We start from the raw sequence: 11,458 nt of genomic DNA, 5'->3' as shown, positions 1-11,458 counted from the left end.
TGGTCGGTCAGGCCACGAGGGCGTGGCGGGCGGGGCCGCGGTGCGGTGCGATGCTGCTGCCGTCGGGAAGCAGTTCGCCGGTGTCCTCGAAGACGATGACACCGTTGCAGAGCAGGCTCCAGCCCTGCTCACGGAAGCAGGCGAGGACCCGCGCGGCTTCCCGGTCGGTGGCTTCAGCGGAGGGGCAGGTCGGTTGGTGCTGGCACATCGGGTTCTCCGGACTGTGGGGGCACTGTGTCATGGTTCACATGACCAGTGACGCACAGTACCAAGCGAAAGTGTCCAGCATCGAGCAGGTGCCCGCCTGGTGCACGGGAAATCCACTGAACGGATGAGGAAGGTTGGACCGTACGGCGTGGAAACGCTCCCATACGTGGACGCCGCAGACAGCGGCCCGGCTGCGTCGGCCGCCTACCGCAGCGCCGCGTCGATCGATGTACCCGCCGCGCCGGCCGCGTGCCGGGATGCGCTGACCGAACGCGCCCGCCTGCACTGGTCTCGCGGCGACGGCGGTGACCCCGCGGCCCTCGCCGAGGAGTTCCTCGCCGCGCACGGCCTACCCCTGCACGACCTGACCCGACCGGCCACCGGCCAGCACGGCACCGGGGTCTGCGGCGCGGCGCTGTACCTGTCCGCCGCCGCCGGGGCGCTGCTGGCCGGCGCCCCCACCGGGGCACCCGAACCCGCGCCGGCCCTGCCCGACCTCGCCGTCGTCGTCTACCAGCACGGCCCCACCCGGGTCACCCGGCCCGGCCCACCGTCGTCGTGGCGGCTCGGCGAGTGGGCCGAGAGCTGGACCCCCGGCCAGCACGCCGCCGCCGTCGACGCGGTCCGCGCCGCCATCGGCCGCGGCGACGTCTACCAGAGCAACCTCGTCGGCCACGCCGCCGCCCCCTACACCGGCGACCCGTTGCCCGCCCTGAGCCGCCTCGGCGCGCTCCCCGGCGCCCGCTACGGCGGCGTCCTCACCGGCGACGGCTGGGCCATCGGCTGCGCCTCCCCGGAAACCCTCGTCGAGGTCACCGACGGGCAGGTGATCACCCGACCGATCAAGGGCACCCGCCCGGCCACCGCCACCGGCCGCGCCGAACTGCTCGCCAGCGCGAAGGAACGCGCCGAACACATCATGATCGTCGACCTGGCCCGCAACGACCTCGCCCGCATCGCCCGCACCGGCACCGTCACCGTCGACGAACTGTTCGCCGTGCGCCGCTGGTGCGACCTGTGGCAGGCCGAGTCGACAGTGCGCGCCGCCGCCGCCGACGGCCTCGGCCTCGCCGACCTGCTGCGCGCCACCTGCCCGGGCGCCTCGGTCACCGGCGCCCCGAAACTCGCCGCCCTGACCCAGATCAGCGCCCTCGAACCGGTCGGGCGGGGCGCCAGCATGGGCGCGTTGGGTTGGGTCGCCCCGGGCCACGTCGACCTGGGCCTGACCATCCGCACCGCCGCCGCCGACGGCCAGCGGCTGCACACCTGGGCCGGCGGCGGCATCACCTGGGACAGCGACGCACGCGCCGAGGTCGCCGAGGCCGCCGCGAAGACCACCCCGATCCGCGCCACCCTGGCCGGGCGCTGACCGCGGCACCGCACGGCGATACGCTGAACCCCATGACCATGCGGCCCATCCGGATCATCGGCGACCCTGTCCTGCGCACCGGATGCGAACCGGTCACCACCTTCGACGCCGAGTTGCGCGCCCTCGTCACCGACCTGATGGACACCCTGCTCGGTGCCCCCGGCCGCGCCGGTGTCGCCGCACCGCAGATCGGCGTCAGCGCGCAGGTGTTCGTCTACGACGCCGACGGGCACCGTGGCCACCTCATCAACCCCACCCTGGAGCTGTCCGACGAACTCCAGGACGACGAGGAGGGCTGCCTGTCCATCCCCGGGCTGTACTTTCCGACCGTGCGGGCCCTGCACGCCACCGCCCACGGCGTCGACCAGCACGGCGAGCCGCTGACCATCGCCGGCAGCGGGTTCCTGGCCCGCGCCCTGCAACACGAGACCGACCACCTGGGCGGGCGGCTCTACGTCGACACCCTGCGCGGCGACACCCGCCGCCGGGCCCTGCGCGAAATCCGCGCCGGGCGCTTCGACTCACCCAGCCGCCGCGGCTAGCTCACCCACTGGTCGTGGCCCAGTTTCGCGACCAACGCCACCACCACCACCAGCAACACCACCCGCACGAACCCGGAGCCGCGGCGCAACGCCATCCGCGCCCCCAGCACCGCGCCGGCGATGTTGCACACCGCCATGCCCGCGCCCAGCAGCCACCACACGTGCCCGGTCACCCCGAACACCACCAGCGCGCCCAGGTTCGTCCCCGCGTTGACGACCTTCGCCATCGCCGAGCCGTGCACGAAGTCCGCGCCCACCAGGGCGGTGAACGCCAACACCAGGAACGTGCCGGTGCCCGGGCCGATCAACCCGTCGTACAGGGCGATCCCCACCCCGGCCACCGCGATCACCACCGCCACCCGCAGCGGAGTGCGCTTCGCCGGCACCGCCACCACCCCCATCCGGGGACGCAGCAGCACGAACACCGCCACCGACACCAGCACCACCAGCACGACCGGCCGGTACGCCGACGCCGGCACCGCCCCGGCCAACGCCGCGCCCACACCCGCGCTGAGCACCGCGAACCCCGCCGCCGGGCCCGCCACCCGCCAGTCGACTTTCGTCCTGCGGGCGTACGTCGTCGCCGCCGTGGCCGTACCGAAGATCGCGGCCAACTTGTTCGTGCCCAACGCGGTGGCCACCGGCAACCCCGGGGCAGCCACCAACAACGCCGGCAGCAGCAACAACCCGCCACCACCGACCACGGCATCGACCCACCCGGCCATCGCGGCGGCGGCCAGCAGGGTACTCAGCGTCACGGCGTCCACGGGCGGCAATTCTTGCCCACCCGACGCGCCGCGGCGGCACCCGAGTGGCCAGCCTCACCCGGTCACCGACCCCGCGTACGCCGCAACCACACCCCCAACGCTCCGACCGCCACGAACACCAGCACCGAACACAGCAACACCTTCACCACCCGGCAACCATGCCACGGGCACGTAAGGTGCAGGAGTGCGCCTGGCAACCTTCAACCTGCTGCACGGGCGGTCCCTCACCGACGGGCTCGTCGACTCCGACCGACTCGCCGCCGCCATCGGCGCCCTCGACGCCGACGTGCTCGCCCTGCAGGAGGTCGACCGCGACCAACGCCGCAGCGGCAACCTCGACCTCACCGCCATCGCCGCCCGCGCCCTCGGCGCACCGCATCACCGCTTCGCCGCCGCCGTCGTCGGCACCCCCGGCGAACAGTTCCGGCCACTGCGCCACGACGACGACGGCCACGGCGAGCCCTGCTACGGCATCGGGCTGATCAGCCGACACCCCGTACGCAGCTGGCAGGTCACCCGACTCAAACCGGCGCCGGTGCGCTCACCGGTCTACGTGCCCGGCCCCCGCGGCGGCCTCATCCTGCTGCACGACGAACCCCGCGTGGTCCTCGCCGCCGTCCTGGACACCCCGCACGGCCCCCTCACCGTCGCCGCGACCCACCTGTCCTTCGTGCCCGGCTGGAACGCCCGCCAACTACGCCAGACCGTCCGCGCCCTGCGCGCGCTACCGGGGCCCCGCGTCCTGCTCGGCGACCTCAACCTGCCCGCCGGCGCGGCCCGGCTCATCTCCGGTTGGCACCCCCTGGGCCGACGCCCCACCTACCCGTCCGGGCAGCCCCGCGTCCAACTCGACCACATCCTCGCCGACCGGCACGCCCTCGCCGACCTCCCGCCGGTACGCGCCGTCACCGCGCCGGCGTCCACCATCTCCGACCACCGCCCGCTGCTGGTCGACCTCGGCTGAGCATCATCGCCCAACCGGCCACATCGCGGCTCACCAATGTCTAGGGTGGGCTCACCGACACCACCGCCGTTGCGCCATCGCCACCCCCGACGATCACGGAGCTGACCATGAGCGACACGCCGGACACGATCGTGCTCATCCACGGATTCTGGGTGACCCCCCGCAGCTGGGAAAACTGGGTCACCCACTACCAGGACAAGGGCTTGCGGGTGCTCACCCCCACCTACCCCGGTCTGGAAGGCGAGGTCGAGGCGATCAACGCCGACCCCAGCCCGCTGGAGACACTGACCGCGCCGCAGGTCATCGCGCACCTGTCCGAGGTGGTCGCCGCGCTGCCCACGCCGCCGATCCTGATGGGCCACTCCGCCGGCGGGGCGTTCACCCAGGTGCTACTCGACCGGGGGTACGGCGCCAGCGCCGTCGTGCTCAACTCGGCACCCACCGAAGGGGTCCGCAACATCCCCTTCTCGCAACTGCGCTCCACCTTCCCGGTGCTGCGCAACCCCGCCAACCGGCACCGCGCCGTCGGGTTCACCTTCGAGCAGTGGAACTACGCGTTCACCAACACCTTCGACGAGCAGACCGCCCGCGCCCTGTACGAGCGCTACGCCATCCCCGCCGCCGGCGGCATTCTCTGGGACAGCGTCCTGGCCAATCTGCTGCCCGGCCCCCAGGACATCGCCGTCGACTACCACAACGACCAGCGCGCGCCGCTGCTGTTCATCTCCGGCTCGGAAGACCACATCATGCCGCCCAGCGTGCAGCGCGCGAACGCCGCGCTCTACCGGGGCGACACCATCACCGAGGTCGAGCTCTTCGAGGGGTACGCGCACCTGCTGCCCGCGCAGCAGGGCTGGCAGCGCATCGCCGACGCCGCCCTCGACTGGGCCCTGCGGCACGCCCGGTGAGCACTGCACACCAGGTGCGGATCACCCATATCGGCGGCCCCACCACGCTGATCGAGGTCGGCGGGTGGCGGCTGCTCACCGACCCCACCTTCGACCCACCCGGGCGGCGCTACACCTTCGGCTGGGGCACCTCCTCGCGCAAGCTCACCGGCCCGGCGATCCCCGCCGCCGACCTCGGGCCGGTCCACGCGGTCCTGCTCAGCCACGACCACCACGGCGACAACCTCGACGACAACGGTCGAGCACTCCTCAGCGGTGCGGGCGCAGTCCTCACCACCGTGCCCGGGGCACGCCGGCTCGGCCCCCACACCCGGGGCCTGCGCGCCGGGCAGAGCACCCGCCTCACGCACCCCCGACGACCCACGATCGAGGTGACCGCCACGCCGTGCCGGCACGGCCCGCCGCTGAGCGGCCCGATCGTCGGCACCGTCATCGGCTTCGCCCTGCGCTGGGCCGGGCAACAACACGGCGCGCTCTGGGTCACCGGCGACACCGTTCTGACCCGCCGGGTACGCCGAGCCGCCACCCGCATCGGGGTCGGCACGGTGCTGCTGCACCTAGGTGGGGTGCGATTCCCCATCACCGGGCCGTTGCGCTACTCGATGACGGCCCGGCGAGCCGCGAAACTGTGCGCCCAGCTTCGGCCCCACACCGTGATCCCGGTGCACTACGAGGGCTGGCAGCACTTCCAGGAACCCCGCGAGGCCATCGAGCGGGTGTTCACCGCCGCACCGCCTCCGGTGCGCGACAGCGTCCACTGGCTCCCACCGGGCGAACCCTCCACCATCGACGCCTGACAACGGCGGGGGAGCAGACCGCCAAGTCGCAAGATTCCCTCAAGATCATTGCATCGACGAACTTCGACAACCATGCTGGTCGACACGCGCCACGATCAACTCGTCGGAGGCCACATGAGACGCCAGCGACCCACCCTCATCGCCGTGTCCACCCTCATCGCCATCACCCTCACCACCGCAGCACCCACCCCCGCCACCGCCGCACCACCCGACCAGGTCACCGCCCTCACCGCCCACCAGGCCGACGGATACACCACCCTCGCCTGGCACCCCGTCGACGGCGCCACCGACTACCAGATCGAACGCACCCCCGTCGACGCCAACGGCACCCCCACCGCCGCACCCACCATCGTCGGCATCTGGCGACCCAACCGCCAGATCAACCAACAGGCGCCCACCTTCGCCGACGCCGGCTACAACCCCGGCGACACCTTCCAATGGCGCGTACGCGCCCGCACCGGCACCACCGAACAGCCCTACTCCGACCCGGTCACCGCCACCACCACCGCACCCTGGGGCAACCCCACCACCTCCGGCGAGCAACTGCGCACCGGCTGGGAAACCACCCACGCCGCGCAATACACGAACGACACCGACGAGTACGCCTACACCGCCGCCATCGACGCCCTCAGCGACCGCGTACGCGTCGTCGAACTCGGCCGCACCGTCCAGAACCGACCCGTCAACATGCTCGTCATCGGCCACCCCACCCCGGCGGCCACCCCGCAAGCCGTCGCCGCCACCGCACCCGTGGCCATCAACTGCAACGTGCACGGCAACGAACCCGGCGACCGCGAAGCCTGCCTCATCATGGCCCGCCAACTCGCCTTCAGCACCGACCCCCGCATCACCGACCTGCTCAGCCACACCACCGTCCTGATCGTCCCCACCATCAACGGAGACGGCCGCGCCAACAACACCCGCGGCAACTCCACCGGCCAGGACCTCAACCGCGACTACTCCCTGATCCGCCAACCCGAGACCACCGCGTACATCAAAATGGTCCGCGACTACCGACCCGTCGCCGGCTACGACGGCCACGAGTTCGGCAACTCCCGCGCCGGCGACCTGCCGATGCTGCCCCCACGGCACCAGAACGTCGCCCAACCCATCTTCGACCAGTCCCAGGACATGATCGAAGGCCACATGTACGCCAAAGGCGCCGAAGCCGGCTGGTGGGCCTGCCCCTACGGCTGCGACGGCGGCGGCAACGTCGGCCTCAGCGAGGAAACCATCCTGCGCAACACCCTCGGACTCAAGAACGTCACCAACTCCCTGCTGGAACTACGCAGCTCCGGCGGCCAGACCCGCCCCGACGAAGGCAACACCGCCAACAACCGACGCCGCAAGACCTACTCCGCCCTGTGGACCTTCCACCAGTTCCTCGACTACCACCGCGCCGACCGCGCCGACATCCTGAAGGCCCGCAGCGAAGCCATCGAAACCCAAGCCGCCAACACCGGCCGGCTGGTCTTCCGCGGCTCCCGCCCCATCCCCGCCCACCCGGCACCGCACCCCGGCGACAGCCCACCACCACTCGACGCGCCCCCCGCCGACCTGATCCTCGACAACCCGCCCTGCGCCTACAAACTCACCGACGCGCAGTACAACGGCACCCGCACCGACGGACCCGGCGGCATCGGCACCACAGTCGCCCAGCGCATCGCCGCCCACGGCTGGAAAGTCATCACCATCGGCGACGACCACTACGTCCCCCTCAACCAACCCGAACGCGGCCTCATCCCCCTGCTCCTCGACGGCAAGGGCGTGGAGAAACTGACCGACGGCGAACGCGTCCACCCCACAGTCACCGGACGCCGCAACGGACCCCTGACCGTCACCGGCTTCACCTGCGCCGACGACGCCACCATCAACGGCCCGGTCACCGTCCGGGCCGGCGCGGCACTCGTCACCACCGCAACGACCATCAGCGGCCCACTCACCGCCACCGGCGCCGCCGGCATCCTCCTCGCCGACAGCACCATCAACGGCCCGGTCCGCATCGCCACCACCGACACCATCTCCATCATCGACGCCACCATCGCCGGCCCCGTCGACCTCTCCGGCAACACCACCGGCACCGACGCACCAGTGCTGGCCGGCAGCACCATCCGCGGCCCACTCAACTGCACCGGCAACAACCCCACCCCGACCAACCTCGGCATCGCCAACACCGTCCACGGCCCCCGCACCACCCAGTGCGCGGCGCTGTGACCGACACCTAGCGAGCCACCACGCCGGGGGGGCGGGGCCCCACCCCCCCCCCCCCGGCACCTCACCAGCAACCCCCGCACCCGTGGAGGCCGCCGTGTCGCACCCCGCCACCCCACAGCGACAACCCCGACGATCCCGCGGACGGCACGGCGCTCGGCACGTCCGACGGGCACTCGGCCTGCTCCTGCCGACCCTGCTGCTCGCCGCCTGCACCGGCAACCCCGCAGCTCCCCGCACGAACGCCGCGCCCGCGAGCACCGCACCCCAGCCCACCGGGCCACTCTGCGCCGCCCTGCCCACCGGCACCGACCCCGGCAACCCGAGCTTCCTCGCCGGGCAACCCGTCGACCAGGCGCTGCGCTGGATCCCCACCCTCACCACGTTCGAAGCGGCCCTGCGCACCAGCGGCGTCCTCACCGACCTGCCCTCCGGCGACGGCGTCACCGTCCTGGCGCCCTCCGACGACGCCTTCGCCGCCACGTTCTCCGAGGACAACTGGGACGACCTCATGACCCACCACACCGACCAGCTCCGCACCCTGCTGAAAGCCCACCTCATCACCGGAAGCCACCCGATCGCCGACCTCACCACCGCCGGCACCGCCACCACCATCGACGGCGTCACCGTCACCGTCACCCGCACCGGGCCCACCGCCCGCCTCGGTGACCGCGCCGACACCGTCTGCGCCGACTACCAGGCCACCAACGCCCGCATCCACATCATCAACGCCGTCCTCGGCCCACTGCCCGTCACCGCCGACGGCACCGGCCACCGCGCACACTGACCACGCTCACCCCGGCCGCACCAGACCCGCCAGCGCGCGGTTGGTCCGGTTGGCGCGAACCGCGTCACGCTGCTGCCCGGCCGTCACCTCGATGTACGTCTGCGACGACGCCAACGACGCGTGCCCCAACAACCGCATGATCTCCGCCGCGCTCGCACCGTCCTCCGCCAACCGGGTCGCGAAGGTGTGCCGCAGCGCGTGCAGCCGCGCACCACGCGGCACCCGGTCACCGATGCCGGCCCGCCGGTAACACGACTCGACGAGATACTGCAGGCCACCACGGCGCAACGGCTCACCACGCCGGTCCACCAGAAACGGCGAGTCGGGGCGTACCGACCGCGAACCGAAGCGCCGCACCCGACTGTCCAGGTAGTCCCGCAACACCCGGTCCAGATCCGCCTCGATCGGCACCACCCGAGGCCGCCCACCCTTGCCCGCCACCTCGACCCGCCGCTCACCCGACCGACCGCCGAGCGAGTCGACGCGCAACGCCAGCAGCTCCGACAGGCGCAGCCCGGCGCAGAGCGCCACCGCCAACACCGCCACGTCCCGCTCCGGCCACGGGTCGCGTTGCGGGCCGTCGTCGCGCGCGGCGGACGCGAGCAGCACCTCGGGGGTGTCCGCGCCGCGCAGCGGCTTCGGCTGGGGGAGTAGCGCCCGGGGCCGCCCGACCGCCGGCATCGGGTTGCCCGCCACGAACCCGTCAGCGACGAGGAACGTGAAGAAGGTGTTCCAGGTGGACCAGGCCCGGTGCACCGACGCGGGCGCCCGGGGGGCGGCGAACCGGGCGAAGGCCGCGCGCATCACCCTGGGGGAGAGGTCGGTGATCGACAGCGCGTCCAGCGGTAGGGGAGAGGTGGCATCGTCCGCGACCAGAGCCGCGACCGTGCGCAGATCCCTGCGGTACGCGGCCAGGGTGTGCGGGGAGGGCTTGCGGGTGGCCCGCGCGGTCAGGAACTCCTCGATCAGCACGGCGAGCGATTCGTCCTGTTTGTCATGCATAAGGGATATTATGCAGCATTTTCGCGTATCCGGGAAGCGGTGAGCGAGGGGGAGAGGGCCTCAGGCCGGACCGCCACGAGTACGGCCGGAGCCGATCGAGAAGCACGTATCGTGCGCGGCATGACGTCGCCCGCCGCCACCTGTCCCACCTGTGGTCGACCGGGCACGCCCATCGTGTACCGGGACCTCGACGGTCCGACAGATCTGGTCTGCTCCGAGGGGCACCAGTGGCGGGCCGCTGGCCGAGCCGGGTGGGCTCCCCATGCGTCGCCCGCCGCCGTCGACAGCGACCGGCAAGGCCCCACCACCCGGAGGGAGCCCATGGACGTCAGCAGGGACGGGCGGACCTGGCGGATCGGCACGGCCGGCGACGTCGGTTGGCTCGCCGGGCGGACCACGCAGGGTCTGTCGGTCACCACGGCGATCCCGCCCGTGTTCGAGGCGTACGGCACCTTCCACCCGCCCGCAGGGGTCGGTTTCAACGCCCATGAACGCGCGGTGGTCGACGAGTTGGCGGCGTGCACGCCGGATCAGCCCTGGTGGCTGGGCTTCCTCGACACCGGCGCCCACGACGTGGTCTTTCCGCACGTCCCGAGGGTGTCCCTCTACTGGGACTGGTCGTACGTGTTGGTCGAGGCCGGGCCGGAACAGGCCCTCAGCTGGCGGACCGGGCACATGCGCGGCGACGGGGCGCTGCCCGACCTGTTCTTTCCGGCGGATCGCTCCTGGCTCGTCTCCGCCCTGTGGGACGACACCTGGACCGACATCGGCGCCAGCGGTGCGGTACTCGCGGCCCTGCGACGCAACCCGCTGGTCAACGCGCGCCTCGTCGGGCCGGACGAGGACGCGTGTCCGCCCGGCCTGACGCGCGACTGACCCCTGTCGGGCGACGGCGAGGGGACCCCCAGAACCCGCTACTTTACATAATGTTGATTATCGAATCGGTATTCGGGTCGCGGGTGAAGGGGACAGCCGTCAGAACTCTTCGACGGCGGTGTCGGCCCACCGGGCCCAGGCGTCGCGCCAGCGCCGGTCGACAACCTCCCGCTCGCTGATGGGCGCACCCTGTCGAGGCATGAGGTGTTGCCGTTCGCGCCAGGCGCGTTGAGCCGGGTGGCTGGACACACCTTCGCCCAGCCCGGTGCCGTACAGCAGGATCTCGTTGATGGCGCGGTCACGCAGGGTCGGGTGATCATCGAACCAGGTGGTGTCGTCGGCGAGGCTGGTGACGTGGGCGACGATGTCGCTCACCGCACGCTCGGCGTCGGGTTTGTCCTGATCGGTGAGTTGCCTCTGTCGGCGTACGGCGGCCTGCCAGAGCGTTGACCAGTACGGGGGCAGCTGCGGTGGTGCTCCCCCGTCGGCCATCCAGGCGTTGTGATCCCGACGGGTACGCAGGGCGGCGTCGATGAGCGCCCGGTGTGGTTCCCGGGCCAGGCCGGGCGGCAGGGTGACCGGTTCCGTGGGCGGTGTCTCCGCCGCGGGTCGGGTGCCCAGTGCGTCGAGCAGTGGCGTGAGGTCCGTGACCGAGCGTAGGTGGACGGTGGCGGGGTGCCAGTCGCGGGCCGTCACGGTGATCTCGACACCGTCGCGTTCGCAGCGGGTCGCCCACCACCGGTGGCCGGCTCGTACCGTGCGGCCGGGAACTGGCTGCTCGTCGACCAGGACAGTCGTGTCGTTCTCGGTCCATTCGACGTCGGAGAATCGGTCTCCGGCGAGTCGCATGTCGTGTTCGAGGTGCGTGCGTAACGGGCCGGCGTTGACCGGGAGGTCGGCCCAGCGGGCGGTGTCGACGCTCGCCCACGGTCCGGCGGTGGAGTCGCCGTGCACGATCCGGACGACGTGATCGTGCCGTTGACGGTTTCGGTGCCGGCGAAGCATTCGGCGGCCGGGCGGTCGGGGCC

At 72.1% G+C, this 11,458-nt stretch carries 12 protein-coding genes; 8 read left to right on the top strand and 4 right to left on the bottom strand.

The window, feature by feature from the left end:
• Positions 1-7 precede the first annotated feature (7 nt).
• The gene (locus ABZ794_RS24025; RefSeq protein WP_007460326.1) at positions 8-208 is read right to left on the bottom strand and encodes a DUF5999 family protein; all 201 of its coding nucleotides are present in this window, start codon (positions 206-208) and stop codon (positions 8-10) included.
• A gap of 96 nt (positions 209-304) precedes the next feature.
• Between ABZ794_RS24025 and ABZ794_RS24020 the strand changes: the two genes are divergently transcribed.
• On the top strand, positions 305-1,576 hold the full coding sequence (locus tag ABZ794_RS24020; RefSeq protein WP_357517706.1) for a chorismate-binding protein: 1,272 nt from the start codon (positions 305-307) through the stop codon (positions 1,574-1,576).
• Positions 1,577-1,608: 32 nt separating this feature from the next.
• Positions 1,609-2,118, top strand: a complete 510-nt coding sequence (gene def, locus ABZ794_RS24015; RefSeq protein WP_210783845.1) for a peptide deformylase — start codon at positions 1,609-1,611, stop codon at positions 2,116-2,118.
• Here the strand turns inward: def and ABZ794_RS24010 are convergent.
• Positions 2,115-2,885, bottom strand: a complete 771-nt coding sequence (locus ABZ794_RS24010) for a TSUP family transporter (RefSeq protein WP_357517659.1) — start codon at positions 2,883-2,885, stop codon at positions 2,115-2,117. The genes def and ABZ794_RS24010 overlap by 4 nt on opposite strands.
• Positions 2,886-3,069: 184 nt before the next feature.
• Between ABZ794_RS24010 and ABZ794_RS24005 the strand changes: the two genes are divergently transcribed.
• From ABZ794_RS24005 to ABZ794_RS23985, 5 genes are all read left to right on the top strand, one after another.
• Positions 3,070-3,849 carry an endonuclease/exonuclease/phosphatase family protein gene (locus tag ABZ794_RS24005; RefSeq protein WP_357517657.1) on the top strand — a complete coding sequence of 260 codons (780 nt, stop codon included), beginning with the start codon at positions 3,070-3,072 and terminating at the stop codon, positions 3,847-3,849.
• A 107-nt stretch (positions 3,850-3,956) separates the two neighbouring features.
• On the top strand, positions 3,957-4,757 hold the full coding sequence (locus ABZ794_RS24000; RefSeq protein ID WP_210783847.1) for an alpha/beta hydrolase: 801 nt from the start codon (positions 3,957-3,959) through the stop codon (positions 4,755-4,757).
• Complete coding sequence (locus ABZ794_RS23995; protein WP_357517655.1) at positions 4,754-5,554, top strand: MBL fold metallo-hydrolase; 801 nt, start codon at positions 4,754-4,756, stop codon at positions 5,552-5,554. The genes ABZ794_RS24000 and ABZ794_RS23995 overlap by 4 nt, the downstream gene beginning before the upstream one ends.
• Positions 5,555-5,668: 114 nt before the next feature.
• Positions 5,669-7,768, top strand: coding sequence for a M14 family zinc carboxypeptidase (locus ABZ794_RS23990; protein WP_357517653.1), 2,100 nt, complete (start codon positions 5,669-5,671; stop codon positions 7,766-7,768).
• Between the two features lie 94 nt (positions 7,769-7,862).
• Positions 7,863-8,552 carry a fasciclin domain-containing protein gene (locus ABZ794_RS23985; protein ID WP_357517651.1) on the top strand — a complete coding sequence of 230 codons (690 nt, stop codon included), beginning with the start codon at positions 7,863-7,865 and terminating at the stop codon, positions 8,550-8,552.
• Between the two features lie 6 nt (positions 8,553-8,558).
• Here ABZ794_RS23985 and ABZ794_RS23980 read toward each other — a convergent pair whose 3' ends face one another.
• The gene (locus ABZ794_RS23980) at positions 8,559-9,554 is read right to left on the bottom strand and encodes a tyrosine-type recombinase/integrase (protein ID WP_357517649.1); all 996 of its coding nucleotides are present in this window, start codon (positions 9,552-9,554) and stop codon (positions 8,559-8,561) included.
• A gap of 321 nt (positions 9,555-9,875) precedes the next feature.
• On the opposite strand from ABZ794_RS23980, the gene ABZ794_RS23975 reads away from it, so the two are divergent.
• On the top strand, positions 9,876-10,430 hold the full coding sequence (locus ABZ794_RS23975; RefSeq protein WP_357517647.1) for a hypothetical protein: 555 nt from the start codon (positions 9,876-9,878) through the stop codon (positions 10,428-10,430).
• A 99-nt stretch (positions 10,431-10,529) separates the two neighbouring features.
• On the opposite strand, the gene ABZ794_RS23970 is transcribed toward ABZ794_RS23975, so the two are convergent.
• The gene (locus tag ABZ794_RS23970) at positions 10,530-11,384 is read right to left on the bottom strand and encodes a hypothetical protein (protein WP_357517645.1); all 855 of its coding nucleotides are present in this window, start codon (positions 11,382-11,384) and stop codon (positions 10,530-10,532) included.
• Between the last annotated feature and the right edge of the window lie 74 nt (positions 11,385-11,458).

Source organism: Micromonospora sp. NPDC047187 (genome assembly GCF_040643355.1).
Lineage (GTDB): Bacteria > Actinomycetota > Actinomycetes > Mycobacteriales > Micromonosporaceae > Micromonospora > Micromonospora salmantinae.
The sequence above is the reverse complement of the archived record's forward strand: the minus strand, read 5'-3'. Positions and strand labels throughout refer to the sequence as shown.

What these genes read in the sequence shown, in the direction of transcription:
- ABZ794_RS24025 (WP_007460326.1), bottom strand. Translation starts at nt 208, where the DNA reads ATGTGCCAGCACCAACCGACCTGCCCCTCCGCTGAAGCCACCGACCGG.
- def (WP_210783845.1), top strand. Translation starts at nt 1,609, where the DNA reads ATGACCATGCGGCCCATCCGGATCATCGGCGACCCTGTCCTGCGCACC.
- ABZ794_RS24000 (WP_210783847.1), top strand. Translation starts at nt 3,957, where the DNA reads ATGAGCGACACGCCGGACACGATCGTGCTCATCCACGGATTCTGGGTG.
- ABZ794_RS23990 (WP_357517653.1), top strand. Translation starts at nt 5,669, where the DNA reads ATGAGACGCCAGCGACCCACCCTCATCGCCGTGTCCACCCTCATCGCC.
- ABZ794_RS23980 (WP_357517649.1), bottom strand. Translation starts at nt 9,554, where the DNA reads ATGCATGACAAACAGGACGAATCGCTCGCCGTGCTGATCGAGGAGTTC.
- ABZ794_RS23975 (WP_357517647.1), top strand. Translation starts at nt 9,876, where the DNA reads ATGGACGTCAGCAGGGACGGGCGGACCTGGCGGATCGGCACGGCCGGC.